This is a genomic window from Mycobacterium sp. E3198 (assembly GCF_001667015.1).
In the GTDB taxonomy this organism is placed as follows: Bacteria; Actinomycetota; Actinomycetes; order Mycobacteriales; family Mycobacteriaceae; genus Mycobacterium.
On record NZ_LZIS01000202.1, the window covers coordinates 1 to 26,118 of the forward strand.

Below are 26,118 nucleotides of genomic sequence, written 5' to 3' on the forward strand. Positions count from 1 at the left end.
CCGAGCGCGTCCGTGGTCGTCGATACCGGGTCGCGGGGTCTGATACTTCCGCCCCAAGACGTGAACACGGCCACCCTCGGCGCGCCCACCGGGAGCGGCAGCGTCGTATACGGCTACCCCGGCAATACGTTGACCGTGAACTACAACACCTATACGACGACGGTGAATTTCGGGAACGGGATCGTCACCCAGCCGACGACCGTGGCCGTGGCCACCTCCGCGACCCAAACCATCGACTTTTTCTTTTCGAATCCCGTTCCAACCTCGCAAGTGCCGGCCATCTTGGGCATCGGGGTCAATCCCGCCGGGCCACTCGGCAGCGGCCCCGTCACGGCGTTGCCCGGCAGTTTCGGTCAGGGCGTGCTGATCGATGAACCCAAGGGCGTCATGGAGTTCGGACCAAACCCGTTGCCCGCCATCGGCTCCGTCACCGGCGCCCCCTCCGCCACCCTGGACATCCGCATCAATAACGGGGCCCTGCAACAGAGCGCCGGCGCGTTCATCGATTCGGGGGGCCTGGGCGGATCCGTCCCGGACAATCTCAACCCTCCCAATGCCGGCGGATACCTGCCGGCGGGAACCAGCATTTCCGTCTACACCCCCGATGGGACGACATTGCTCTACACGACGACGGCCGGTTCGCAACAGACACCCGTCGTGTCGAGTTTGTTGGGTGGCAACTTCAACACCGGCATCGCTCCCTTCCTCCAGGATCCGATCTACCTCTCCTACAGCCCCACCGGTTACGGGACGACGGTCTTCGACGCGTGAGTCGACCCTGAATTCGCTTTGGAAAACAAGCAATTTCGCGCCGGCGCCCCTAACGTCGCTCGTCGCTCATCGGGTCACCACTCACCGACCCAGGTACCTTCAATACCGGAAACTACATCGTCAAGCAGATGCCGATCTACTTCTCCTACGCGCCCACCGGTCAGGGGACCATCTATTTCGATCAGCCCTTAGGCACGGCGGCGACGCGCCTCGCCCGGGGCAGCCCGACGAAGGCGGCCGCCCACAGCGCCACGCACAGCACCTCCGCGACCACGCTGAGCGCCGCGTGCGGGGACGGCTCCCAACCGCGTTCGGAAAACCCGAACAGCCCAACGGTTCTCGACAACACGAAGGCCACCAGGGAGCCGCCGGCCAGCGCGGCGGCGGCCCACTGCAGCCACCAGGGGCCGCCCGCGGCGATCAGCAGCGCCAGCGAAAGCGACGCGCTGGCCTGGACCAGGAAGGCGTTTCCGATCATCGGGATGTGTTGGTAGCCGTGGATGTACAGGTAGGCGTGGCTGAAGGCGCTGACCGCCAGGGCGGCGGCCAGGGCGAGCCGGAGCATGAGTTTCATTGCAGTGTAGTCTCTTTCAGTGCCAGGGCGGTCTGCCCCTTGGTGTAGTTGACCTCGCGAATTCCCAGCACGTCGCGCAGTTTGCCGGCCGGCAGCGTGACCGGCTTGGGCGCCGGGCCGTCGCCGGGGTGCGGCAGCGGGTAGGCCGTCGTCGTGCCGCTGTAGAACGTCACATTGCCCTCGGTCTTGGAAAACAGTTGGTGCACGTGCCCGTTGAGGCAGGTGACCGACGAGAAGCGGCTCAGGTAGCTCAGCGCCTGGGCGGCGTCGTCGGTGCCCCAGCCCCAGTCGGGATACATCGCGAACAGCGGGATGTGGCTGAACACGACGATCGGTGTGTCGTTCGACAACCCCGCGACGTCCTTCTCGACGAAGGCCAGCTGATCGGTGCCCAGATGCCCAAGCTTCTTGAGGTTCAAGGTGTTCACCAGGGCGATCACGTGAACCCCGGCGACGTCGAAGCTGTACCACCCGTCGCCGCGGGTTCCGGCGCCGAACACGCTTCGATACTTCTGCCCCGCGTCGTCGACCGAGTCGTGTTCGCCGGGCACCGTGAAGATGTGGGGCGTCCGCAGCTTGGTCATCATCTGCTTCACCTGGTCGAACTGCTGCGGGCTGGACAGGTGTGTGAGGTCGCCGCTGTGGATGACGAAATCCGGTGTGTAGCCGAGGTCGTTGATCGCGTCGATCGCGCGGCCGAACGTGCCCGCGACGTCCGGGTTGGGCGGGCCGGCGAAGCCGATGTGGCTGTCACTGATCTGGGCGAACCGCAGTGTGGGCCGTGCGCCGGCGTGCGAAGCGGCAGCCGTGCCGGCGACATGCGAGATGACCTCGCCGCCGACGACGGCGAACCCGACCGCAGCGCCGAACCACGCCGAGTGCCGGATGAGCTGGCGGCGGGTCATCGCGTTCGGGTCGTTCATCCCGTCACCACCACCGTGCCGTGCATCATCGGGTGAATCGAGCAGACGTAGTCGAACGTGCCGGCCGTGGGGAAGGTGTGCGAATACGTGGCGCCTGTTCCCATTCCGGGCGAATGGAACGACCCGTCGCTCGCGGCCACCGTGTGCGGTTCCTCGTCGCGGTTGGTCCACATGACGGTGGTGCCCGCCTTGACGGTCAGGGTGGCCGGCGCGAAGGCGAAATTGTCGATGCTGACCTGATCGCCCGCGGCGGCGGCCGGCGACCCGGTCCCCGACGGGGGGCCCGGCATGCCGGGCATCCCGCCGGCGCCCGAGCCGAAGCTCACCGACGGCTGCGCGGCGGGCGGCGAGGACGAGCAGCCGGCCAGCACCCTCGCGCCGGCGGCCGCCACCGCGACCAGATGTTTTCGAAGCTTGGCGATATCCATGCCAAGATATAGGGCGGGGGGTTACACCTCGCGGCGCGGCGGGGCGAACACCTCGATCACGCCGTTGACCTCGCGAACCATCAGCGCGGGCAAGGGCTTCGGCGAGATCGGCAGCTGGTGGGTCAGCACCTTTCCGCTGGGCGAGAACGACGTCGTGTGGCACGGGCAGCGCAGGGTGTCCTCCGGCGCGTCGAACCACAGCCGGCAACCCTGATGCGTGCAGACGCCGGATATCGCTTCCGGTTTGCCGTCGACGCGGCGGACGAACCCGGTGACCGAGCCCAGATCGAACGGATGCATGACGCCGTCGGGCACGTCGGTGCTGGCCGCGACGCGCTGCCAGCTTCCGTCGTAGGGCGTGAGTTCGCCTGCGACGGCGGGGCCTTCGGCGGGGCCGCCCATCAGCGCCCGGTCGATGGAGACCGCCGCCGCCGCGGCGGCCGCGGCCGCCGACGTGCCCACGATGACCTGGCGGCGCGTCGTGGGATGCTTGGCCGGCGCCGGCGCCGGCGCGCCGTTCATCTGCTCGGCGAGCCGGCCGTGCAGCTCGGCGAGGAACTCCTGGCGCGGCTCGGCGTCCACGTCAGCGCCCTGCCCCGCCGCGCGCAGCTCGATCGCGGTCCGGATCTGCGCCGCCTCGAAGTCGTCGGCCGCAAACGGTTTGGGCCGGCGGCCCCGCAGCAGGTCATCGACATAGCGGCGCAACCCTCGCGCGTTCATCGCTGACCTCCCTCGTTGACCTGTGCCGCCAGCCGCAGCGCCCGGTGCTGCAGCACTTTGGCGTTGGCGACGCTGATGCCCAGCTCGGCAGCAGACTCCCTGATCGAATTGCCTTGCAAGAAACGCATTTCCAAAATCCGGCGGTACCGGCCCGGCAGGTTGTCGAGGACCCGGGCCACCCGCTGGGGCGCGGTGCTGATCGCCTCCTCGCTCTCCGGTGGTTGTTCGATGTCCTCGATCGAGGTTATCTCCCTGCCCATCGTCTCCCGCCAGTGCGCGGCCAGGACCGTCCTGGCCGTGGCCCGCAGATAGGCGCGGACCTCGCCGACGCTCGCGGTCAGGCGCAGCGGCCGCAGCGCGGCCAGGAAGACCTCCGCGGTGAGGTCCTCGGCGTCGGCGCGGTTGCCCACCCGGGCGAACAGCGTGCGGTACACCCAGGACGCGTTGTCGGAGTACACGGCCTCCCAGTCCGGGTAGCCGTCATCGGGGACCGCGCGCAACGGACGCGGGCCGGGTTCGTTGTGAGCCGCCACGTGCCTCCTTCACCGATAAGTATCAGCTCGGGTTACACGAGAGTTCGTCGGCCATCAGCCGGTCCAGCTTCGCGGCGGTGGCCGACAGCGCCGAGCGGGCCATGCGCAGGATCCGTTCCCGCACCCGGGGCTTCGCCGACGCCGGCGCCAGCAGGTGGCCCATCAGATGGCCGAACAGGTCCAGGCGCGCCGTGGCAAGCCAGGCGGTCAGGTCCGCGTCGTCGAGCCAGCGCAGCTGATTGCCGTAGTCGGCCCGCGCGACGCGCAACCAGTCGAGGTCGGTGTCGGGATGCGGCAACGGCGGACAGAGCTCGTTGCGCGTGGCGTCGTCGGGATAGGCGGCCTCGACGTGGGCGATCAGCGCCGCGCTGAAGATCTGCTGGCAGCCCCGCACGCTCTGCAGGGTGATGCGTCCCGGCTCGAAAATCGGTGCGGCGGGCCGCTTTTCGGCACCGTCGGCCGTGCAGTCGACGTACAGCACCGAGGCATGGGTGCGGACGGCGCCGCCCTCGAGGACCATCCCGTCGGCGTCGGCGCGCAGCAGGTGGCCCATGCGCACGACGTCGGTGATGCGCCGCAGCTGCTCCAGCTCGGCGTGCGTGACGGTGGCGCAGCGGTACATGGTGGGGCGGATCGCCGGGTCGATCCGCAGCAGCGCACCGGCGTCCTCGAGGCGGGAGAACAGGTCGTCGACCGAGTCCGCGTCGCCGACGGCCCGCAGCTGCGCGGCGAAGGCGGCCTTGATCCGGCCGGCGAACAACGACCCCGGCTGGATCGTCGCGCGATCCAGCAGCCACGAGTCCCGCGGCATGATCCAGGTCAGCCGGTCCGGGGCGATGCCCTGGCCCAGCAGCCACAGGCAGGCGTCGATGCCGGTCTTGCCGGCCCCGACCACGACGTAGCGCTCGCGGGCGGCGAGCCGGGGCAGGTCGTTGGGCGGGACGCACGCGACGCCGGGCGCCACCTGGAACGGCGGCGGGCGCATCGAGGGGACCATGACGCGCATGTAGGTGGCGTCGACGATGCGGCGCCCGACGTCGACGGCGTACTCGGTGCCGCCGAGCGTGGTAAAGCGGCCGTCCCCGCGGTATTCGCTCATCGGGAAGTAGGCGACGCGACCGGTCGGCAGGAACCGCCGGCGCAGGACGTGGTCGTAGTACGCGCAGACCTCACCGGCGGTCGCCAGCTCGTAAAGCCCCTCGTTCCAGCCGACCTGGTCGAGGGCGTCGCTGCCGAGCGGCAGCGAGTTGACGCCGTAGAACGCCGACGGCTGGTGCAGCCGCACGAACGGGTAGGCGGTGGTCCAGTGCCCGCCCGGCGCATGGTTGCGATCCACCAGCACCACGCGGGCCTGCGTCTCGCTGACGAGCGTGTCGAGGAACGCCATCCCCATGGCGCCCGCCCCGACCACCAGGTAGTCGGCCTCGATGGAGGGCATACGTCCTAGCCCTCGGGTTCCACTGGCCCCGGCAGGTACGGCGGAACGCCCTCCGTAGACCACCCCCGGGGCTGATTCCGCCACGCTTCTGGCACGTCCGGCAGCGTGAAATCGTTCTGGTACGCCGAGCAGCCGACGGTGCGGCCGATGTCCAGTGCCACGTCGGCGAGACTGCTGAGGTCGATCCCCGTGCCCAACGGCATGATCTCGACGACGCAGTCGCCCACCACGGCTCTCACATGCCCCAGGTAGCCCAGCACGAAGACGCATTCTCCCGGCCGTGGGCCGGCGATTTCGTAAGCGTCTGGATTTGGCGTCCGCGGATCCAGGCCGGGCGGGCACTCTTCTCGCATCATGCCGCGAATCTCGTCGGCTCGCCGTTCGCCGTCCGCGGCCCGATAGATCGACACCGTGACCGTGCGGGTATTGCCCGTTTCGCGGTCGGCCCAGCTGCACAGCAGGGAGTTATCCCAAAACTTCTCGGCGGCTTCCGAGGTGGGTCTGGTGTTCTTCGGAAGCATGGTGCTGATCTGAAAGTACGGCTCGAGCTTCTCGGCGATGAGGTCTCGGCGTCCCGTATAGCTGCGCGGCAACTCGGCGCCTTCTGCGGTCACTCGCCTACCCCTTCGTCTGCGGGAATGCCGTGATGATCTTCCCGTCGCTCGCCGAGATGACGACCCGGGTGGTGAAGACGCAAGTGCCGTCTGAGCTCGAGATTTTCCGGTACACGGCGAACGTGTCGTTGTCCTGGTTGTACTCCACCCGCTCTGGATAGGCCAGCGTCTGCGCGATCGCGTAATCAGCGAGGTAGCGCCAATTGCCGGCGGTCGGCCATCGCGTGTTCGCAACCTGATCCCACTGGGCTTCGTGTTCCTTCTCGATGTGCAGCAGCCCGTATTTGTCGTTGCCGCAGTACAAGACGGAGTCACCGCCGGGCAACGAGCGGAATCCCGCGCTGATCGGCGCGTGATAGAAGGTGCGGACGACCTTGCCGGGGTCCTGGCCCCGCGCGCGGCAGGCGCCCCACACCTTCGGCTGGTACGGAGGAAACGGCACCGGGGGCGGCGGCGGTTCTTCCGGCTTGGGACCGAAACCGACGGCCTGGTACGACGGCCCCAGGGAATGGAGTGTGGCCGCTCCTGCTCGGGCATGCGCGGTGGTCTCGGTGACCACCCGATGGATGTCCGATGTCTTGGCGGCCAGAAACCTCGAGAAGGTGGCGGCACCGGCCGGGGAATCAAGAGCCAACGCCCGCTGATTCGCCACGGCGCTCTCGATGTCCACCCCGATGGCGTCGAGTTGCCGACGTCCCCGCATCGCGCTCTCATAGGCCGCTCGCAGCGTGGGGACGACAGTCCGGTCAGCCGCCATGGGAGGTCGCACGGCCGCCGCCAGCGCCGATTCGCGGGCGCGTGCCGCGTCGGCACCGAGACCGGTCTCTTCCGACACGCCGAAACGCTAATCAGCCTCACTTTCGCCGACAAGTCACCCGCCTTGCCAACCCCCAGTGCAGTTACTAGGATATGCAAGTATCCGCTTCACCGCGCCTAACCACTCGAGGGCACCCATGACCACACAGATCCCGCACTTCATCGACGGGAAGCGCACCGCCGGCCAGTCCACCCGCACCGCCGACGTCTTCAACCCCAGCACCGGCGAGGTGCAGGCGAAGGTGCCGATGGCCGGCCAGGCCGACGTCGACGCGGCGGTGGCCTCGGCCGTCGAGGCCCAAAAGGGTTGGGCCGCATGGAATCCGCAGCGCCGCGCGCGGGTGATGATGCGCTTCATCGAGCTGGTCAACGCCAACACCGACGAGCTCGCCGAGCTGCTGTCCCTCGAGCACGGCAAGACGGTGCCCGACGCCCGGGGCGACATCCAACGCGGCATCGAGGTGATCGAGTTCGCCATCGGGATCCCGCACCTGCTCAAGGGCGAGTACAGCGAGGGCGCCGGCCCCGGCATCGACGTCTACTCGCTGCGCCAGCCCCTCGGCGTGGTCGCCGGCATCACGCCGTTCAACTTCCCGGCGATGATCCCGCTGTGGAAGGCCGGGCCGGCGCTGGCGTGCGGAAACGCCTTCGTGCTCAAGCCCAGCGAGCGCGACCCCTCCGTCCCGCTGCGGCTGGCCGAGCTGTTCGTGGAGGCGGGCCTGCCGCCGGGCGTCTTCCAGGTCGTGCACGGCGACAAGGAGGCCGTCGACGCCATCCTGCACCACCCCGACATCCAGGCCGTGGGATTCGTCGGCAGCTCCGACATCGCCCACTACATCTACTCGACGGCCGCCGCGACCGGCAAGCGCTCGCAGTGCTTCGGCGGCGCCAAGAACCACATGATCGTGCTGCCCGACGCGGACCTCGACCAGGCCGTCGACGCGCTGATCGGCGCCGGGTACGGCAGCGCCGGCGAGCGCTGCATGGCGATCAGCGTCGCCGTGCCCGTCGGCGAGCAGACCGCAAATCGGTTGCGCGCCAGGCTGATCGACCGGATCAACAACCTGCGCGTGGGCCACAGCCTGGACCCCAAGGCCGACTACGGCCCGCTGGTCACCGAGGCCGCGCTCGCCCGGGTGCGCAACTACATCGGCCAGGGCGTCGAGGCGGGCGCCGAACTGGTCATCGACGGCCGCGAGCGCACCAGCGACGACCTGACCTTCGGTGACGCCAACCTGGAGGGCGGATTCTTCATCGGCCCAACGTTGTTCGACCACGTCACCCCCGACATGTCGATCTACACCGACGAGATCTTCGGTCCGGTGCTGTGCATCGTGCGCGCCCACGACTACGAAGAGGCGCTACGGCTTCCTTCCGAGCACGAGTACGGCAACGGCGTGGCGATCTTCACCCGCGACGGCGACGCCGCCCGCGACTTCGTGTCCCGCGTGCAGGTGGGCATGGTCGGGGTCAACGTGCCGATCCCGGTGCCGGTGGCCTACCACACGTTCGGCGGCTGGAAGCGCTCCGGGTTCGGCGACCTCAACCAGCACGGCCCCTCGTCGATCATCTTCTACACCAAGACCAAGACCGTCACGTCGCGGTGGCCGTCCGGCATCAAGGACGGCGCCGAATTCGTCATCCCCACCATGAATTAGCCAATATGTTCACCCTGAACGACGACGAGCGGGTCATCACCGAGACGGCGGCCGCGTTCGCCGCCAAACGAATCGCCCCGCACGCGCTGGAATGGGATTCGGCCAAGCACTTTCCGACCGACGTGCTACGCGAGTCCGCCGAGCTGGGCATGGCGGCGATCTACTGCCGCGAGGACGTCGGCGGCAGCGGGCTGCGCCGGCTCGACGGGGTCCGCATCTTCGAGCAGCTGGCCATCGCCGACCCGGTCACCGCGGCGTTCCTGTCCATCCACAACATGTGCGCATGGATGATCGACAGCTTCGGCACCGACGAGCAGCGCAAGTTCTGGGTGCCGCGGCTGGCCTCGATGGACGTCATCGCCAGCTACTGCCTCACCGAGCCGGGCGCCGGCTCGGACGCCGGCGCGTTGAGCACCCGCGCCGTCAAGCAGGGTGGCGACTACGTGCTCGACGGCGTCAAGCAGTTCATCTCCGGAGCGGGGGCATCGGACGTCTACGTGGTGATGGCCCGCACCGGCGGCGACGGGCCGCGAGGCATCTCCGCGTTCGTCGTCCAAAAGGGCACGCCGGGGCTGAGTTTCGGGGCGCTCGAGGAGAAGATGGGTTGGCACGCCCAGCCCACCGCGCAGGTCATCTTCGAGGGCGTGCGGGTGCCCGCCGACGCCATGCTGGGCGGCACCGACGGCGAGGGCGCCGGCTTTCCCGTCGCGATGAACGGCCTCAACGGCGGTCGGCTCAACATCGCGGCGTGTTCGCTCGGCGGCGCGCAGTCCGCCTTCGACAAGGCCGGCGCCTACGTGCGCGAACGACAGGCCTTCGGCTCCCCCCTGCTCGACGAACCCACCATCCGGTTCGCCCTGGCCGACATGGCCACCGGGCTCGAGACGTCGCGGATGATGTTGTGGCGCGCGGCGAATGCGCTGGACACCGACGACCCCGACAAGGTCGAGCTGTGCGCGATGGCCAAGCGCTACGTCACCGACACCTGCTTCGAGGTCGCCGACAAGGCGCTGCAGCTGCACGGCGGCTACGGCTACCTGCGCGAGTACGGTCTGGAAAAGATCGTTCGCGACCTGCGGGTGCATCGAATCCTGGAAGGTACCAACGAAATCATGCGGGTGGTCATCGGCCGGGCCGAGGCCGGCCGCGTGCGGGCGAGCGCGTAGAAAGGCAGCAATGACCGCAATCGCGTTCCTGGGGCTGGGCAACATGGGCGGCCCCATGTCGGCCAATCTGGTCGCCGCGGGCCACGGAGTGCGCGGGTTCGACCCGGTGCCCGCGGCGGCTGCCGCCGCGACCGCCGGCGGCGTCACGGTGTTCGACAGCGCCGCCGACGCGGTGAGCGAGGCCGACGTCGTCATCACGATGTTGCCCAACGGCGACATCGTCAAACGCTGCTACGCCGAGGTGCTGCCGGCCGCCCGGGACGGCGCGCTGTTCATCGACAGCTCGACGATCTCGGTCAATGACGCCCGCGAGGTGCACGCGCTGGCCCAGCGGCACGGTGTCGCGCAGCTCGACGCCCCGGTGTCGGGCGGCGTGAAGGGCGCCGTCGCCGGGACCCTCGCGTTCATGGTCGGCGGCGACGAGGCGGCGCTGGAGCGCGCCCGGCCGGTGCTGGAACCCATGGCGGGCAAGGTCATTCACTGCGGCGGCGCCGGGGCGGGCCAGGCGGCCAAGGTGTGCAACAACATGGTGCTCGCGGTGCAGCAGATCGTGGTCGGCGAGGCGTTCGTGCTCGCCGAGAAGCTGGGCCTGTCGGCGCAGTCCCTGTTCGACGTCATCACCGGCGCGACCGGGAATTGCTGGGCGGTGCACACCAACTGTCCGGTGCCCGGACCGGTTCCGACGTCGCCGGCCAACGACGACTTCAAGCCGGGCTTCGCGACCGCGCTGATGAACAAGGACCTCGGCCTGGCGATGGACGCCGTGAGCTCCACCGGTTCGGCGGCGCCGCTGGGCACCCACGCCGCGGAGATCTACGCCAAATTCGCCGCCGACCACGCCGACAAGGACTTCAGCGCGGTGATCGAGGCGCTGCGCGGCGCCTGAGGCCTGACGGCTTGCGTCAGTGCACCTTTCGGCCCATAAACGCCGCCAGCCGATCGGCGGGCGGGCGGTCGTCCGAGCACGACTGCTCGTGGCCGAACGGCCGGCCCGGCCCGCGGAATTCCGGCCTGACAAACACACGCGCGGCGGCCAGCTGCTCGGTCGCCAGCTCCGGGTCGAGATCGGTGGACTGGTGGGTGGCAAAGGCGAGATCCCACGCGTGGGTGAGCACGTCGGAGGTGCGCATCCCGACGAAGACCTGCCCCGGGACGTCGCCGAACGGCAGCTTGAACATCGTGGACATGCCGTCGGGCCCGGCGAAGATCTCCTGAGCGGCGTCGGCCGAAGCGCGGTGGGCCGCGACGACATCGCCGGGCCGGGCCGGAGGCTCGTCGCCGCCCGACCATATCCCGACGCGCTCGTTGCCGCCGATGACGTGGTCGATCAGGTCCCCGATCGTCCACTCCGAGCAGGGCGTCGGCGCGCCGAGCTGGTCGGGGCTGACGCGGGCAAGGACGTCGGCGAACGCCTCCTGGGCGCGCTGATGCGCGACTAATGGGTCCATCGTCTTGCCTTTCTCTCGTTTCAGTCTGAGAAGTCGCCCGCGTTGCGCCGCAGCGTTTCGATGGATGACACCAGCGCCTCCGATTCGTCGGCCTCGATTCCGATGTCGGCGAACACCCGCTGGTTGAGCGTGACGGTAGCGTCCTCGACCGTGGAGCGGCCGAGATCGGTGATTTGCACCAGCGTCGTGCGCCCGTCGGTCGGGTGCGGCACCCGCTGGACCAGCCCGTCGGCCTCCAGCCGGCGGATGGCGTGGGTCACGCTGGTGACGTGCACCTGCAGGCGATCGGACGCCTTGGTGATGGGCAGGGCCCCGGTCCGGCTGAACGCCAGCAGCCGCAGCAACTCGAAACGGGAGAAGCTCAAGTCGTAGGGCCGCAGCGCGTTCTCCACCCGGGCCAACAGGATCTGGTGCGCGCGCATCACCGAGGTGACTGCGACCATGCCCTGTGAGACGTCTCCCCACCCGGCGCGCTCCCAGTTGGACCGCGCCGCGGCGATCGGATCCCGCTTGGAGCTTGATGGGGCCACGCCCCTTCTTACCGCATCTGCGGCTGGGCCGTGGCCTTTCCTATCGCCGAGACCACCGCCAGGGTCGACGCGCGAGTGCCCACCGTAATCCGCGCACCGCCGTCCGTGTAGTGACGGACCTGCAGGCCGCTGCCCGCGAAAACCTCCTGCCACGGCCCACCCCTCGAGGGCAGGTACATGAAGTTCGCGTGGGCGTCGGTGGTGTAGACGCCCAACGCGCTCAGCCGCATCCGCAGATAGCGACGTTCCGCGTTGATCGCCTGGATCCGTTGCAGCAGTTGGTCTTCGGCCTCATACGAGGCGGCGACCGCGAGCAGGCTGGTGAGCGCGACCCCGAACGGCAGCTGCTGGGACCACAGGGCCCCGGCCAGCTCCCGCGACGCCAGCCCGTAGCCGATCCGCAATCCCGCCAGCCCATACGCCTTGGAGAACGTCCGCACCACCACCACGTTGGGAAAGCGCCCGAGCAGCGCCGCGCCGTCGAGGCGGTGCTCGGGCGCGGCGAATTCGATGTACGCCTCGTCGAGCAGCACGACGGTGTCACGCGGCACCCGGCCCAGAAACCGCACCAACGCGGCGGCGGGCTCCAGCGTGCCGGTCGGGTTGTGCGGGCGGCACACCACCACCACCCGGGCGCCGGCCGCGGCGTCGGCCAGCGCGTCGAGGTCGTTGTGGCCGTCCTTGTCCAGCGGCACGGTCAGCGAATTCAGCCGGGCCATCGCGGCGATGATCGGGTAGCCGTCGAACGTCGGCGAGGCCATCGCCACCGCGTCACCCGGTGCGGTCAGCGCCTGCAGGGCCTGCAGCGCCACCCCCGTCGCGCCGGCACCCAGCACCACCTGCTCGGCGGGCAGCCCGACGTGGCCGGCGATCACGCCGCGCAGCCGTTCGGGCAGGAACTCGGGGTAGCGGTTGACCGCGTAGATGGAGCGGATCAGCGCCGATCGCACCGCCGGCAGCGGCGGGAACGGATTCTCGTTGAGCGACAGGGCAAGCGGATCGATCGCGGTGGGGAACGCGTCGTCGATCTCGGCGGCGAACGGGCCGCGGACGGGTTGCATCAGCCTCGCCCGCCCCAGCGCACCGCCGCCGCGCCGGCGAAGTCGCCGGCGTGGGCGAACGCCGCCATCAGGACCACATCGCCCGCCTTCGCCTGACCATCGGAGATGGCACGGTCGAGGTTGATCGGGATCCCGGCGCCGAACAGATTGCCGCACTGCTCGAAGGTGTCCCGATGGCGTTCCGGGGGCACTTCGAGTGCGTCGCGCCAATTGCGCAGAAACGCCCGGTTGGGCTGGTTGGTGACGAGCAGGTCGATGTCCTTGGGGGGCAGGCCGATTCGGTCGCAGACTGCGAACGCCACCTCGGGTACCTCCCGGTTGCCGCGGGCCAGCACCTTGGTGATCTTGCTCTCGGTGAAGCCGATGCTGCCCTCGCCGGGCCCCGCCTGCCACCACTTGCGGGGTGGGTCGTAGGACAGCGTCATCTCGCCGGCGTATTCGCCGTAGGTGCGGCACTCGACGTCGAGGATGGGCGACTGGTCGGAGCGCGTCACCAGCGCCACCGCCGCCCCGTCGCCGGGCACCGCCGATTGCGCCTTGCGCCGAATCGTCGGCTGATCGAAGAACTGCCCCGCGGCGTTTTGCGCGATGGCGATCAGCGCGGTGTGCCCTTCCCCCGACGACAACAGCTTGCGGGCCACGTTGAGCGCCAACACGAATGCCGCGCACCCGCCGTTGTTCAGGTCGAGCACCCAGGAGGGTCGCATGCCCAACCGGTGCGCGATGCCGCCCCCTTGCCCGTAGAACGCCATGTCCGGCACCTGGGTGTGGGTGATCAGCACGTCGGCGCCCTCGACGGCGTCGTGGCCGTGCCGTTCGACGAGCCCGCGGGCCGCGCGTTCGATCATGTCGATCGAACTTTCGTCCGGCCCGACGTGATGGCGAAACGCCGGCGCGCGGAACATGAGATGCTCACGCAGGTCGTCGTTTTCGGCGAATTGCGCGTAGTACTCGGCGCCGATCGGCTCACCGGGCAGGTAGGTGGAGACGTCGACCAGGCTGACGCTCGGCGTGCTCATCTCAGCTCATCCAATCCGGCGTCACCGGCAGGCCGTGACGATGGCGGTACTCGGCGATGGCCTTGAGGTTCTTCAGCTCCAGCAGGTGGCCGGCGCCGAACATGTCCCAGAAATCGCCGACCCACACCGGCCGCTGCGGCGGTGCGGTCTCCGGGTAGGGGTTGTGGTCGTAGAACGGGTGGTGGCAATTGGTCCACAGCACAACGGAACCGGGCTTGTCGAGGACGACCTGCGCATCGACGACGCGCATCAGGTAGACCATCCACAGGTGCTTGCCCTGATCCCAGGCGCAGTGGTAGTCGACGGTGCGGGCCCGCGGGTTGGCGATGGTCCGCGTGTAGATCTCGGTCTCCGAGCCGAGCCGGTCGTGGGCCAGCCACAGCCCCGGTTCGTCGGTGGGGGTGAAACCGCGCAGGCTGTAGGTCCACTCCTCGAGGCTGCGGGTGTCGGCCATGTAGTCGTACAGCTCGTCGGGCGGGCAGTCGACGTAGGCGTTGACGGTGCAATAGTCCCCGAAGACCTGGTCGTGCGGATACACCGAACGCATCATGTCCATGATGATCGGGGTCGCCTGCTCCCGGGGGCTGGTCTCGATGCGGGTCACGCCATCGATGGGCGTGGGAATGTCCTCAAGCGCTGGCAGCGACATCGGTCCTGGCCTCCCTGGCGGTCGGAATCAAAAACGGTGCGAACGGCGGAATTTCGTCGGCCGCACATTCGACGCTGACGACGGCCGGCCCGTCGGTGGCCAGCGCCGCGCGCAGCGCCGAAGACAGGCCGTCGAGATCGGTGACGTCGACTGAGACCAGGCCGGGGAACATCGCCGCCAGGCCCGCGCCCAGTCGGCTGGACCGGAATCGGTTGTAGCTGTACAGGTCGTCATAGAACAGCTGCTCGCGGGTCACGCACATGGCGTGGGCGTTGTTGTTGAACAGCACGAAGGTCACCGGCAGCCGGTAGTGCACGGCGGTGTGCACCTCCATGCCGTGCATGAAGAACGCACCGTCGCCGGCGATCACCACGGTGCGCCCGCCGGGGCGTCCGCTGCCGGCCCGCCCGAAGGCCATCCCGATGCCGGCGCCGAAGCTGTAACCCATGCCGCCCATCCCCAGCGCGACCGCGAACCTGCCGTCCCGCCGCGCGGGCAGGTAGTGCACGGCCGCCGCGCCGGTGTTGCCCGCGTCGACGACGATGTCCGCGCCGTCGGGCACGCAGCCGTCCAGGACCGCCATCGCGTCGCGGTAGCGCACGCCCGGGCCCGCGCACGGCGGGGGCGACAACTCGGTGCGCCGGACCCCGTCGGGCACCCGCACCCGCGTCGGCCGCCCCGGCCCGGACAGCGCGTGGGTCAGCATGCGCAGCGAGGCGCGCAGGTCGTCGGTGTGCACGTGCGTGCACGGCACGTACGGTGGCGCCGAGCCGATCGAGAGCGTCCGCACCGCGGCCAAGGCGTCGTCCAGGCCGGTGCGCGCGGTGACCGACAGGCGGGTGCCGACCACCAGGCACACGGCGCTGTCGGCCACCGCCTCGGCCACCCCCGGGTGGCCCATGACGCCGGTCACCCCGAGCGCGGATGACGAGCCCAGACCCGGGGTGCCGGCGACGTCCTTGGCGTCGGGCACGGTCGCCACCCGGGCCCGCAACACCGCCCGCAGCGCCTCGAGCTCGCCGCGGGCGTCGTCGCGGGCCACCTGCTCCCCGACGATGATGGTGACCGGGCCGTTCGCGTCGCGCAGGATGCCGGCGAGGCGGTGGGGGTTCCCGATCGGCCGCAGGTACTGCACGCCGTGCCCGTTGCGCTCGCAGTCCAGGTAGCCCTGCTGAATGTCCTTGGGCAGCAACAACACTGCGGGACCGCCGGTGCGTGCGGCGGCGATCGCCCTCGACAGCGCCGGCGCGGCGTCGGCAGCGCTGAGGACCCGCTCGCATGACACCGACACCGCGGAGAAAACCGCTTGCGCGTTCAGCGATCCGTTGTCGCCGCTGGTGTCCTGAAAGCTGCCCCGGCCGTCCAGGGCGGTGGGCGCTTGGCCGACCAGGGCCAGCACCGGAACCCGGCTGGTCAGCGACTCGCCGAGGGCGGCAACGAGATTGAGCGCCCCGCCACCCGAGGTCGCCGCCACCACGCCCAGGCCGGATCCCAGGCCGGCCCCGCTGCGGCTGTACCCGTCGGCCATGGCCGCGGCGGAAAACTCGTGCTTCGCGAGCACCGCGGTGACGTCGGATCGGAAGTGCGCGGCGTCGTACAGGTCTTCGATGTTGGCGCCGTCGACGCCGAAGATGTGATCGACGCCGACCGAGGCGAGACGCCCGACGATGTGGTCGACCACCCGCTGCTTCCTGGGCATGGAAGTAACACGACGCGCGGGGAACTTCAGTTCACCGCGCGTCGTGTCTTTACAGCGAGCGCTGCAGCAGGACCTGGCCGCTGTCGGCCGAAACCACCTGAACGGCGGCGATCTGCTCGACCGGCGTGGAGATGCTGCCCGCCGGCGTCGCGGTGTGGCCGGGTTCGGCCACCCAGGTCGCCAGCCGGGTTTGGCTGCCGTCGCGACCGACCACCACCATCGCCAGCGTGTCGTGGTGGGCGTTCAGTGGGGCCAGGCAGACGCACTTCATGTTGATCGACGTCCCCCAGTGCTGGCCCGTCAGCTGCACCGTGGACGCCAGCAGGGTGGTGCCGACCTGCGCCATCGGTTGCGAGGACGCGGCCACCTGCTGCGCGGGCGACGAGGTGTACCCGTGCACGCCGACCAGCACGCCGACCCCCAGCACCGCGGCCGCGGCGGACGAGGCGACCCAGGTCGCCACCCGGGTGCGCCGCCGGCGCCAGCGCACCGTCGCCAACAACGACGGCAGCAACTCCGGCGACATCTCGGGTGTCGCCGTGGCGCGGCCCGGTTCGTCGATCGCGGCGACGTCCGCGCGGTCGAGCTGCGACAGCAGGGCCGGCACGCCACTCAGGTCGGCGACGGCCTCCCGGCAGGCCGGGCAGCCGGCCATGTGCGACTCGAACTCGCGGCGGTCGTTGGCGGACAACGACCCCAACACGTATGCGGCATCCCACATCGCGTAACGGTGGTCGTCCCCAGTCGTCAACCCAAACACCTCGTTGTCACCGGGCGGGCCGATGCCCCGTAGCGGCGTCCTCATCTCGTCCATCTCCTGTCACCCATCAAGCATTCGGAGCCGATGACCACGCGGATGGTCATCGCGTGACTCCAAGTTCCTGCAGAGTGAGCCGCAATGCCCGCACGGCATAGTGTAGTCGCGACTTCACTGTTCCTTCGGCGATCTCGAGGTCCGCAGCAATCTGTGCGGTGGTCCATCCGCGGTAGTAGGACCGTTCGATCACGGCCCGGTGCTCGGCGGACAATTGCGTCATGGCCTCGGCTATCAGCAGCCGGTCCAGCGCCGCGTTGACCTCGTCGGGCGTCGACTGCTCCGGCGCCCCCTCTTCGTCCAGCGAACCGACGACGTTGCGATACCTCGCGCTGCGCCGATCGTCGATGATCATGTTGCGCGCGACCGTGAACAGCCACGCCCGCGCCGACCGGTCGGTGTCGCCGATGACCTCGGGATGCTGCCACGCCCGCAACAGCGTCTCCTGGACGACGTCCTCGGCCTGGCTCGCGTCCCCGGTCAACCGGAGCGCGTAGCGCCACAAAACCGCAGCGTGCTCGTCGTAGAGCGCCTTCATCAGGGCGGCTTCGGCAGCCCCGGAAGCCCTCCACGTGCCTGCCACACGGGCCACTCGATCACCTCCGACTACTGAAACGAGTCGAATGGGCGCTCGGTTCATTCGCCACGACCCCCAACACCCGGCTTCGCCGGGCTTGCGATCGTGGCCAGTTCAGGCGGCTAGGCAAGCGTCAGGATGCGCGGCCCGGCGTCGGTGACCGCGACGGTGTGCTCCCAGTGCGCGGCGCGCGAGCCGTCGGCGGTGGTGACGGTCCAGGCGTCGTCGAGCACCAGCGTTTTTCTGGTTCCCAGCGTCAGCATCGGCTCGATGGCCAGCACCGAGCCCGGCGCCAGCAGCGGGCCCCGCCCCGGGGAGCCCTCGTTGGGCAGGAAGGGGTCCATGTGCATGTGCCGGCCGATGCCGTGGCCGCCGTAGCCCTCCACGATCCCGAACGCGATCCCGTAGCGGGACTGGGCGGCGCGGGTGCCCGTTTCGATGGCGTGTGCGACGTCGGTCAACCGGTTGCCGGGCACCATCGCCGCGATGCCGGCCTCCAGCGATTCCCTGGTCGCCGCGCACAGCGCCTCGTCGGCGCCATCCAGCGTCCCGACCCCGAAGGTGATGGCGGCGTCGCCGTGCCAGCCGTCCAGCACCGCGCCGCAGTCGATCGACACCAGGTCGCCGGGCGCCAGTATTTCCGCGGCGGACGGGATGCCGTGCACCACGCGGTCGTTGACCGACGCGCAGATCGACGCCGGGTAGCCGTGATAGCCCAGGAACGACGGGACGGCCCCGGCCTCGCGGATCACCGACTCGGCGATCTCGTCGAGGCTCAGGGTCGATGCGCCGGCGACCGCGGCCGCGTGGACCGCCTGCAGGGCGGAGGCCACCACCGCGCCGGCCGCCGCCATCGCGTCGAGTTCGCCGGGGCTGCGCTGCGGCACGACCCTGCGACTCCGCAGCCGTGCCAGCGCGCTCATGATTACTTGCCCAGCGCTTGCAGCGCGCGGGCGAACACCTCGTCCAGGGAGCCGACCGCGTCGACGGTCTTCAATTCGTCGCTGTAGTACTCCAGCAGCGGCGCCGTCTCGTCGCGGTAGACCTTCATCCGGTTGATGATGACGTCGTCGGTGTCGTCGGCGCGGCCGCGCGCCTTGAGCCGTTGCAGCAATTCGTCCTGCGAGACACGGAACTCGACCACCGCGTCGATGTCGGTGCCGCGGCGTTCGAGCATCTCGTGCAGCGCCTTGGCCTGCTCGAGCGAGCGAGGGTAGCCATCCAGGATGAAGCCGTTGGCGGTGTCGGGATCGTCCAGCCGGTCGTCGACGAGCTGGTTGGTCAGATCGGAGGGCACCAGGTCACCGGCGTCCAGGTAGCGCTTGGCTTCCAGGCCGAGTTTGGTCCCGTTCTCGATGTTGTCCCGGAACAGCTCCCCGGTGGAGATTTGCGGGATCCCCAGCTTTTCGGCGAGCTTTTGGGCCTGCGTACCCTTGCCCGCCCCGGGCGGTCCCAGCAAAACCACTCTCACTTGAGGAACCCTTCGTAGTTGCGCTGCATGAGCTGGCTCTCGATTTGTTTGACCGTATCCAAACCGACGCCAATCATGATCAAAACCGCAGTACCGCCGAACGGCAAATTCTGGACCGCTCCGCCATTGCCGATCTGTAGGAACAGGTTGGGCAATACCGAGATCGCGCCCAGGTAGATCGAGCCCGGCAGGGTGATTCTGCTCAGCACATAACGCAGGTAATCGGCGGTTGGCTTGCCCGGCCGGATGCCGGGGATGAACCCGCCGAATTTCTTCATCTCGTCGGCCCGCTCGTCGGGGTTGAACGTGATCGACACGTAGAAGTACGTGAAGAAGATGATCAGGCCGAAATAGATGCTGATGTAGACCGGGTCGCTCGGGTCGGACAGGTAGCTGCCGACGAACTTGTCCCACCAGCTGTTGCCCACGCCGCCGCTGCCGCTCCGGATCAGCTGGGTGATCAGGTGCGGGATGTAGATCAGCGACGACGCGAAGATGACCGGGATGACGCCGGCCTGGTTGACCTTCAGCGGCAGATAGGTCGAGGTTCCGCCGTACATGCGCCGGCCCACCATGCGCTTGGCGTATTGCACCGGGATGCGGCGCTGGCCCTGCTCGACGAACACCACGCCGACGATGATGATCAGCGCCGCGACGCAGACCGCGCCGAAGATGACGCCGCCGCGGCTGTCCAGGATGGTCTTGCCCTCCGCGGGGATGCGCGCCGCGATCCCGACGAAGATCAGCAGGGACATGCCGTTGCCGATGCCGCGCTCGGTGATCAGCTCGCCCATCCACATCACCAGCGCCGCACCGCCCGTCATCACCAGCACGATGACGACCAGGGTGAAGATGCTCTGGTCGGCGATGATGTCCAGCGAGCAGCCCTGCAGCAGCCCGCCGTTGGCGGCCAGCGCCACGATGCTGGTGGCCTGCAGGACGGCCAGCGCGATGGCCAGATAGCGGGTGTACTGCGTCATCTTGGCCTGGCCGGACTGGCCTTCCTTGCGCAACTCCTCGAATCGCGGGATGACCACGGTCAGCAGCTGCACGATGATGCTGGCGGTGATGTAGGGCATCACCCCCACCGCGAACACCGTGAGCTTAAGCAGCGCGCCGCCGGAGAACAGGTTGATCAGCGAATAGATCTGTCCGGCCTCGCCGCCGCTGGCCTCCTTGATGCACTGCTGCACGTTCGGGTAGTTGACGCCCGGCGACGGCAAAGCCGCACCGACCCGATAGAGGACGACGATGCCAAGCGTGAAGAGGATCTTCCGTCTCAGATCGACTGTCCGCAGCGATGAGATGAAAGCCGAAAGCACTCTTCCTCCTGCGTCCTGCGTCACGCGCCTAACACCCGCAGGCCAGGACGTACGGCGTCGCGCGTCAAACCGTGTACGAGACTAACAGCTGGGCGGGACTGGTCGGTTCGACACCCTTTGCCGACAGCCGCGAGGCGTAGAGTTTCGGTGGCTCATTGCATTGGCTAAGTAAGTGGGAGCACCGATGACGCGAAGCGATCAAGACACCTGGGATCTGGCCTCCAGCGTCGGCGCCACGGCCACGATGGTCGCCGCGGCCCGCGCGCTGGCCAGCGCCGAACCGGACGCGATCATCAACGACCCGTTCGCGGCGCCGCTGGTGCGGGCGGTCGGCCTCGACTTCTTCATCCGCCTGGTCGACGGCGACCTACCACCATCGAAAGCCCCGACCGAGGCGCCGGCCGGCGAACGCGACCTGCGGCTCGAGACGGATTCGATCGCGGTGCGCACCCGCTTCTTCGACGACTTCTTCCTCAATGCCGCCCGCGACGGCGTCACGCAATCGGTGATCCTGGCCGCCGGCCTGGACGCGCGCGCCTACCGGCTGGCCTGGCCGTCGGGCACCGTGGTCTACGAGGTCGATCAGCCCAAGGTCGTCGAGTTCAAGAGCGCCGCCATGGCCAACCTCGGGGCCGAGGAGACCGCCGAGCGGCGCACCGTCGCCGTCGACCTGCGCGACGACTGGCCGGAGGTGTTGTGCCGCAGCGGATTTGGCCCGTCGCGGCCGACCTCCTGGAGCGCCGAGGGGCTGCTGATGTACCTGCCTCCCGAGGCGCAGGACCGGCTGTTCGACAACATCACCGACCTCAGCGCGCCGGGCAGCAAGCTGGCGACCGAGTACCACGGCGATTCGGGCCGCACCATGACCCAACGCGCGCGACAGTTCAACGAGCGGTGGGCCAACCTGGGGTGCGACATCGACCTTTCGGGGCTGTTCTTCGACGGCGAACGCAGCAATGTCGTGGACTACCTGGGCGAGCGCGGGTGGGAAGTGAGCACCCGACCGCGGCGGGAGTTCTTCGCCGATTACGGCCGCGTGTTCCCGGACGACGAGGAATCCCAGCTCCGCAACATCATCGCCGTCACGGCCACCCTGCGCTAGGGGCTCGCGATCGCGGAAGCCGACAAATCGCGGGTGACGTGGCGGCTTTGGGTGTGCGCCGGTGGCGTTCAGTGTGCGTGTCGGGCGGGATTCGGGCCGGTGTTCCGCCCTGGGCTCACAGCGAAAGCCCTTGCTTCACACCGAAAGCCGTGAGCTCACACGCGACGCCGTGACCATCGCAATCGCGGCGTCGGGCTAGGCGGGCCTGGCCGGCGGAGTCCGCACCACCAGCGGCACGGCGGGGAAGCACCACGCCATCTCGGTGCGCGACTTGCGCAGCGCGGCCGTCCCGTAGCCCTTCTTGCGGTGCTCGGGGTGAATCCAGATCCGCACGTTCACCTCGCCGCGGACCAACTCGCCGAACACCATGCCGACCTTCTCCCCCGAGTCGACGGCCACGAACCAGGCGGCCTCCTCGTCGTCGAGGCGCCCCAGCGCCGCGCGGATCTCGTCGTCGAGGCTGCCGGCCGGGCCGCCGGACCCGTCGCCGGCGGCGCCCATGTCCTCGGTGCGGGCGCCGAAGATGTCCCGGTCCTGTTCGGCGGAGAAGGGCCGCAACTCGAGGGTCTCCCCCGAACTGGCCGGGCGCTCGCCGAGGGTGAAGCTGAGCTGCTTGTTCAGGTCCTCGAGCTCGGCCAGGATCTTGCGGCGCGAGTCTTTGGTGAGTTGAGCGAAGGACATGCTCATCACGGCTTCGGCGGCCACGTGCGACGTGTCGAGCAGCCGGACGATCTCCTCGACCGCGGCCGCATTGTTCTCCGCCTCGACCACGACATCGGCTATCTCGTGCCGGCGTTCGAGAGCTTTCAAGAGGGCGTTGGCGATCTCTCGGCGGGCGGCTTTACGGTCCTGGTCGGTCATTGCACCAGCCTAGAACGCCGCCGGGGGTAGTGCCTCAGATCGTCGGTTTCCCAGCTCCAGGAAGCGTTGGTAGCGGTCCGCGGTGGCGGCGGCCCACTCGGGCCGCGGCTCGACGATGCGCTCCACCCGGGCCCACCGGGCCGCGTCGGCGATCGCCGTTTCCAGGCCGGCCGCCATGCGAGCCAGGAAGGCCGCCCCCAGCGCGGCCCCCTCGGCCACCGCGGACACCTCCACCGGCCGCCCGGTGGCGTCGGCGATGGCCTGCATCCACGGCGCGACCCGGGTGCCGCCGCCCGCGGCCACGATGCGCGCCACCGACGCCCCGCTCAGCTCGATCAGCTGCCGGACGACGAAGGCCGACGCCTCGTAGGCGGCCCGCCGCAGCGCGGCAGCGTCGTGGGTCAGGTCCAGGGCGTCGAGCACGGCCCGGCGGTCGGGGTCGTGAAACGGCGTGCGTTCCCCCCGGATGTAGGGCGACCAGACGGGCACCCGGCGCGGATCGGCGGCCGCCGGATCGCCTTGGGCGACAACGCGATCCACCCAGCCGAGGAACAGCCCGCCGGCGTTGCTGGCCCCGCCGATCTGGCTCTTGCCGGGGGCGGTGTGCGGGATGGTCCACAGGCCGGGCACCTGCCGTGCCTCGGGGATCGTGTTCCACACGATCAGGGTGGTGCCGCACAGCACCAGCACGTCGCCGTCGCGGTCGGCGCCGGCCACGATCTGTTCGCACAGCGCGTCGATGGCGCCGATGCCGAGCACGGCGCCGCTGCCGGGAAGCTGCCCGGCCGCGCTTCCGATCGTGGCCACCCGGGGCATCTGCTCGACGGACGCGCCGCGCTCGGCGCACGCCTGCTCGTTCCATCCGGTCCCGTCGAACAACGGGAAGGCGGTGGCGGCGGTCGCGACGTCCAGCACCGCCTCGCCCGCCAGGGCGTGGTTGGCCACGGCGGGCGCCGGCCAGTACCCGGCCGCGCCGGGCGCCGTGGCGGCCGTCCAGCGCAGGAACTCGGCGGCCTCGCCCAGCGCCGGCAGCGGCTGCTCGTCCGACCCCGGCACGCGGCCGCGTCCGTCGCCGTACAGCAGCCCCGGCGTCAGCGGCGTGCCCGCGGCGTCGACGGCGGTCAGCGAGGGCACCATCGCCGCGACGGCCACCGCCCTCGCGTCCGCGCGGTCCAATTGCGCCAGCGCGGCCAGCGGCCCACGCCGCCAGGCCTCGGCGGCGTCGTGCTCGAGCCGATCCGGCGCCGGCACCCGCAACTGGTGCGGGATCCGCGCCCGCGCCGTCACCCGGCCGTCGGCGTCGGCGACGACCGCCTTGACCGCGGTGCTGCCGATGTCGATGCCGATTGTGACGTCATCACGTGACACGGGCGTCACCGTACGCCAGCATTGGGGTTCGTGACGTCCAGACCGCGCGCCTTGGTGACCGCCCCGCTGCGGGGGCCGGGCTTCGACAAGCTCCGGCGACTGGCCGACGTGCTCTACGACCCCTGGATCGACCAGACGCCGCTGCGGATCTACAGCGCCGAGCAACTGGCCGAGCGGATCGCCGCCGAGGCCGCCGATGTCGTTGTGGTGGAGAGCGACTCGGTGCGCGGCCCGGTGTTCGACCTGAATCTTCGCGCGATCGCGTCCACCCGGGGGGACCCGAACAACGTCGACATCGACGGGGCCACCGCCGCCGGCATCCCGGTGCTGAACACCCCCGGCCGCAACGCCGACGCGGTCGCCGAGATGGCGGTCGCGCTGCTGCTGGGGGTCACCCGCCACCTGCTGACCGCCGACGCGGATGTCCGCAGCGGCAACACGTTTCGCGACGGCAGCATCCCCTATCAGCGGTTCCGGGGCTGGGAGATCGCCGGGCGCACGGCCGGGCTGGTGGGCCTGGGCGCCGTCGGCCGCGCCACCCGGTGGCGGCTGGCCGGGCTCGGCATGCGGGTGATCGCCCACGACCCGTACAACGACGAGGCGCACCACTGTCTCGACGAACTTTTGGCCGAGGCCGACGTGGTGTCCCTGCACGCGCCGGTCACCGACGACACCGCCGGCATGATCGGCGCACGGGAGTTCGCAGCCATGCGCGACGGCGTGGTGTTCCTCAACACCGCCCGGGCGCAGCTGCACGACACCGACGCGCTGGTCGACGCGCTGCGCAGTGGCAAGGTCGCCGCCGCCGGGCTGGACCATTTCGTCGGCGAATGGCTGCCGACCGATCACCCGCTGGTGGCCATGCCCAACGTCGTACTGACGCCGCACATCGGGGGCGCCACGTGGAACACTGAGGCGCGGCAGGCGCAGCTGGTGGCCGACGACCTCGAAGCGCTGCTGGCCGGCGGGACGCCCACCCATATCGTCAACCCGGAGGTGCTGGGCTCATGAAGTTTGTCGACAACGCCGAGAACGCAGTGCTGGACGCCGCCAAGGACATGCTGCGTCGGGGCCTGGTCGAGGGAACCGCCGGCAACATCTCGGCGCGGCGGCCCGACGGCAACATCGTCATCACGCCGTCGTCGGTCGACTACCGCGACATGCAGCTCGACGACCTGGTGCTGATCGACCCGGAGGGTGCCGTGCTGCACGCTGCCGAGGGCCGCTCGCCGTCGTCGGAGGCGAAGCTGCACCTGGCGTGCTACCAGGCGTTCGACGACGTCGGCAGCGTCATCCACAGCCATCCGGTGTGGGCGACCATGTTCGCCATTGCGCACCAGCCGATTCCGGCCTGCATCGACGAGTTCGCGGTCTACTGCGGCGGGGAGGTCCGCTGCACGGACTACGCCGCGTCCGGCACGCCCGAGGTCGGCACCAACGCGGTCAAGGCGCTCGAGGGCCGGGGGGCCGCCCTGATCGCCAACCACGGCCTGGTCGCGGTGGGGCCGCGGCCCGACAAGGTGCTGCACATCACCGCGCTGGTCGAGCGGACCGCCCAAATAGTCTGGGGTGCAAGGGCGCTCGGCGGACCGGTGCCCATTCCCGAGGACGTGAACCGCAACTTCGCCGGCGTCTACACCTATCTGCGCGCCAACACCTGATGCGCCGGGTCCGGTTCGGCCACGCGAGCGTCGCGCGGGTGCTGGAACTTCGGTTCGACCTGCCGACCCGCACCTTCGCAGGCACGCCGCCCTCGGGGTGGCGGGACAACGCCGACCTGCTGGTGCCGGACTTCTTCGACCCCGACACCGATCAGTGGCACATCGCGATCCAGAGCTGGGTCATCGAGGTCGACGGGCTGACCGTCGTCGTGGACACCGGCGTCGGCAACGACCGCGACCGCCCACACATGCCACCGCTGGACCACCTGGACACCGGGTTTCTGGCGGCGCTGGGGTCGGCGGGCATCGACCGCAACGCGGTGGACGTGGTGGTCAACACCCACATCCACTCCGACCACGTCGGGTGGAACACCATGGCGGACAAGGACTCCCGGGGCACCTGGGTGCCGACCTTTCCCAACGCCCGGTACCTGGTTCCGGCCGCCGACTACCGCCACTTCGCCCCGGACGGGCCCGCCGGCCAGCAGCCCGGCGACCGGATCGTGTTCGCCGACAGCGTGCTGCCCATCGCGGAGGCCGGGCAGCTCGTCGAATGGACCGACGACTTTCAGATCAGCCCGTCGCTGCGGCTGCGGCCCGCCCCCGGGCACACGCCGGGGTCCTCGGTGCTGTGGCTGGACGCCGGCCGGCCGGCCGTCTTCGTCGGCGATCTCACCCACAGCCCGCTGCAACTGCGCCGGCCCGCCGACGCCTGCGCGTTCGACGTGGACGCCTCCGCCGCCGCGGCGACCCGCAGCCGGATCTTCACCGAGGCCGCCCGGGCCAAGGCCGCCGTGATACCCGCGCACTACCCGGGCCACGGTGGCGCGACGATCCGTGCCGTCGACGACCAATTCGAGGTCGACGAGTGGCTGGACATCGATACGGTGTGAGC

General features: G+C 69.7%; 29 protein-coding genes. 8 read left to right on the plus strand and 21 right to left on the minus strand.

The features are described from left to right. Positions 1–771: PecA family PE domain-processing aspartic protease (locus A5673_RS21700; RefSeq protein ID WP_197518449.1), on the plus strand; the 771-nt coding region annotated here is incomplete at its 5' end. 181 nt (positions 772–952) lie between these two features. Here the strand turns inward: A5673_RS21700 and A5673_RS21705 are convergent. From A5673_RS21705 to A5673_RS21740, 8 genes are all read right to left on the minus strand, one after another. Beyond that, complete coding sequence (locus A5673_RS21705) at positions 953–1,345, minus strand: hypothetical protein (RefSeq protein ID WP_068237303.1); 393 nt, start codon at positions 1,343–1,345, stop codon at positions 953–955. Continuing rightward, complete coding sequence (locus A5673_RS21710; protein ID WP_068237305.1) at positions 1,342–2,268, minus strand: metallophosphoesterase; 927 nt, start codon at positions 2,266–2,268, stop codon at positions 1,342–1,344. The genes A5673_RS21705 and A5673_RS21710 overlap by 4 nt, the downstream gene beginning before the upstream one ends. After that, positions 2,265–2,696: a cupredoxin family copper-binding protein gene (locus A5673_RS21715; protein ID WP_068237308.1), complete on the minus strand. Its 432-nt coding sequence runs from the start codon at positions 2,694–2,696 to the stop codon at positions 2,265–2,267. Before A5673_RS21715 ends, A5673_RS21710 begins: the two co-directional genes overlap by 4 nt. Positions 2,697–2,717: 21 nt before the next feature. Then, complete coding sequence (locus A5673_RS21720) at positions 2,718–3,416, minus strand: Rieske (2Fe-2S) protein (protein WP_068237312.1); 699 nt, start codon at positions 3,414–3,416, stop codon at positions 2,718–2,720. Further along, the gene (locus A5673_RS21725) at positions 3,413–3,949 is read right to left on the minus strand and encodes an RNA polymerase sigma factor (RefSeq protein WP_068237314.1); all 537 of its coding nucleotides are present in this window, start codon (positions 3,947–3,949) and stop codon (positions 3,413–3,415) included. Before A5673_RS21725 ends, A5673_RS21720 begins: the two co-directional genes overlap by 4 nt. A gap of 22 nt (positions 3,950–3,971) precedes the next feature. Further along, entirely contained in the window at positions 3,972–5,387 is a 1,416-nt protein-coding gene (locus A5673_RS21730) for an NAD(P)-binding protein (RefSeq protein ID WP_068237317.1), read from the minus strand. Positions 5,388–5,392: 5 nt separating this feature from the next. Next, positions 5,393–5,908, minus strand: coding sequence for a hypothetical protein (locus A5673_RS29250; RefSeq protein ID WP_156748474.1), 516 nt, complete (start codon positions 5,906–5,908; stop codon positions 5,393–5,395). A 97-nt stretch (positions 5,909–6,005) separates the two neighbouring features. Next, a complete protein-coding gene (locus A5673_RS21740) occupies positions 6,006–6,836 on the minus strand; it encodes a DUF4226 domain-containing protein (RefSeq protein WP_082958884.1) in 831 nt (276 codons plus the stop codon). Between the two features lie 118 nt (positions 6,837–6,954). Here A5673_RS21740 and A5673_RS21745 point away from each other — a divergent pair, with 118 nt between their 5' ends. From A5673_RS21745 to mmsB, 3 genes are read left to right on the plus strand one after another with little or no spacing between them, the layout of a single operon-like run. After that, positions 6,955–8,475: a CoA-acylating methylmalonate-semialdehyde dehydrogenase gene (locus A5673_RS21745; protein WP_068237318.1), complete on the plus strand. Its 1,521-nt coding sequence runs from the start codon at positions 6,955–6,957 to the stop codon at positions 8,473–8,475. A 5-nt stretch (positions 8,476–8,480) separates the two neighbouring features. Further along, complete coding sequence (locus A5673_RS21750; protein WP_068237322.1) at positions 8,481–9,641, plus strand: isobutyryl-CoA dehydrogenase; 1,161 nt, start codon at positions 8,481–8,483, stop codon at positions 9,639–9,641. A gap of 10 nt (positions 9,642–9,651) precedes the next feature. Further along, positions 9,652–10,527 carry a 3-hydroxyisobutyrate dehydrogenase gene (gene mmsB, locus A5673_RS21755; protein WP_068237324.1) on the plus strand — a complete coding sequence of 292 codons (876 nt, stop codon included), beginning with the start codon at positions 9,652–9,654 and terminating at the stop codon, positions 10,525–10,527. 16 nt (positions 10,528–10,543) lie between these two features. On the opposite strand, the gene A5673_RS21760 is transcribed toward mmsB, so the two are convergent. The 11 genes from A5673_RS21760 to secY all read right to left on the minus strand — a co-directional run bounded on the left by A5673_RS21760 (position 10,544) and on the right by secY (position 20,231). After that, entirely contained in the window at positions 10,544–11,089 is a 546-nt protein-coding gene (locus A5673_RS21760; RefSeq protein ID WP_068237326.1) for a TIGR03086 family metal-binding protein, read from the minus strand. Between the two features lie 20 nt (positions 11,090–11,109). Further along, on the minus strand, positions 11,110–11,619 hold the full coding sequence (locus A5673_RS21765; protein WP_068237329.1) for a MarR family winged helix-turn-helix transcriptional regulator: 510 nt from the start codon (positions 11,617–11,619) through the stop codon (positions 11,110–11,112). An 8-nt stretch (positions 11,620–11,627) separates the two neighbouring features. Next, positions 11,628–12,680 (minus strand): histidinol-phosphate transaminase, encoded by a 1,053-nt coding sequence (locus tag A5673_RS21770; protein WP_068237334.1) that lies wholly within the window; start codon positions 12,678–12,680, stop codon positions 11,628–11,630. Further along, positions 12,680–13,699, minus strand: coding sequence for a 3-oxoacyl-ACP synthase III family protein (locus tag A5673_RS21775; protein WP_068237336.1), 1,020 nt, complete (start codon positions 13,697–13,699; stop codon positions 12,680–12,682). The genes A5673_RS21770 and A5673_RS21775 overlap by 1 nt, the downstream gene beginning before the upstream one ends. Before the next feature lies 1 nt (position 13,700). Beyond that, a complete protein-coding gene (locus A5673_RS21780) occupies positions 13,701–14,348 on the minus strand; it encodes a hypothetical protein (protein WP_068237338.1) in 648 nt (215 codons plus the stop codon). Further along, positions 14,329–16,047 (minus strand): thiamine pyrophosphate-binding protein, encoded by a 1,719-nt coding sequence (locus A5673_RS21785; RefSeq protein WP_068237341.1) that lies wholly within the window; start codon positions 16,045–16,047, stop codon positions 14,329–14,331. The genes A5673_RS21780 and A5673_RS21785 overlap by 20 nt, the downstream gene beginning before the upstream one ends. 49 nt (positions 16,048–16,096) lie before the next feature. Further along, positions 16,097–16,861, minus strand: a complete 765-nt coding sequence (locus A5673_RS21790; protein WP_068237344.1) for an anti-sigma factor — start codon at positions 16,859–16,861, stop codon at positions 16,097–16,099. A 46-nt stretch (positions 16,862–16,907) separates the two neighbouring features. After that, complete coding sequence (locus A5673_RS21795) at positions 16,908–17,453, minus strand: sigma-70 family RNA polymerase sigma factor (RefSeq protein WP_082958885.1); 546 nt, start codon at positions 17,451–17,453, stop codon at positions 16,908–16,910. Positions 17,454–17,560: 107 nt separating this feature from the next. Further along, complete coding sequence (gene map, locus A5673_RS21800; protein ID WP_068237350.1) at positions 17,561–18,361, minus strand: type I methionyl aminopeptidase; 801 nt, start codon at positions 18,359–18,361, stop codon at positions 17,561–17,563. Between the two features lie 2 nt (positions 18,362–18,363). After that, positions 18,364–18,909, minus strand: a complete 546-nt coding sequence (locus tag A5673_RS21805; protein ID WP_068237359.1) for an adenylate kinase — start codon at positions 18,907–18,909, stop codon at positions 18,364–18,366. Next, on the minus strand, positions 18,906–20,231 hold the full coding sequence (secY, locus tag A5673_RS21810) for a preprotein translocase subunit SecY (RefSeq protein ID WP_068237363.1): 1,326 nt from the start codon (positions 20,229–20,231) through the stop codon (positions 18,906–18,908). Before secY ends, A5673_RS21805 begins: the two co-directional genes overlap by 4 nt. Before the next feature lie 184 nt (positions 20,232–20,415). On the opposite strand from secY, the gene A5673_RS21815 reads away from it, so the two are divergent. After that, positions 20,416–21,333, plus strand: coding sequence for a class I SAM-dependent methyltransferase (locus A5673_RS21815; RefSeq protein ID WP_068237366.1), 918 nt, complete (start codon positions 20,416–20,418; stop codon positions 21,331–21,333). A 195-nt stretch (positions 21,334–21,528) separates the two neighbouring features. Here A5673_RS21815 and A5673_RS21820 read toward each other — a convergent pair whose 3' ends face one another. Together A5673_RS21820 and A5673_RS21825 are read right to left on the minus strand one after the other, a co-directional pair. Continuing rightward, on the minus strand, positions 21,529–22,194 hold the full coding sequence (locus tag A5673_RS21820; RefSeq protein ID WP_068237369.1) for a GNAT family N-acetyltransferase: 666 nt from the start codon (positions 22,192–22,194) through the stop codon (positions 21,529–21,531). A gap of 9 nt (positions 22,195–22,203) precedes the next feature. Further along, entirely contained in the window at positions 22,204–23,562 is a 1,359-nt protein-coding gene (locus A5673_RS21825; protein WP_068237373.1) for an FGGY-family carbohydrate kinase, read from the minus strand. A 30-nt stretch (positions 23,563–23,592) separates the two neighbouring features. Here A5673_RS21825 and A5673_RS21830 point away from each other — a divergent pair, with 30 nt between their 5' ends. The 3 genes from A5673_RS21830 to A5673_RS21840 are packed head-to-tail and all read left to right on the plus strand — an operon-like array spanning position 23,593 to position 26,116. Continuing rightward, positions 23,593–24,573, plus strand: coding sequence for an NAD(P)-dependent oxidoreductase (locus A5673_RS21830; protein WP_068237489.1), 981 nt, complete (start codon positions 23,593–23,595; stop codon positions 24,571–24,573). Beyond that, positions 24,570–25,223 (plus strand): L-fuculose-phosphate aldolase, encoded by a 654-nt coding sequence (locus A5673_RS21835; protein WP_068237375.1) that lies wholly within the window; start codon positions 24,570–24,572, stop codon positions 25,221–25,223. The genes A5673_RS21830 and A5673_RS21835 overlap by 4 nt, the downstream gene beginning before the upstream one ends. Next, positions 25,223–26,116 (plus strand): MBL fold metallo-hydrolase, encoded by an 894-nt coding sequence (locus tag A5673_RS21840; RefSeq protein WP_068237377.1) that lies wholly within the window; start codon positions 25,223–25,225, stop codon positions 26,114–26,116. Before A5673_RS21835 ends, A5673_RS21840 begins: the two co-directional genes overlap by 1 nt. The last annotated feature ends 2 nt before the right edge of the window (positions 26,117–26,118 follow it).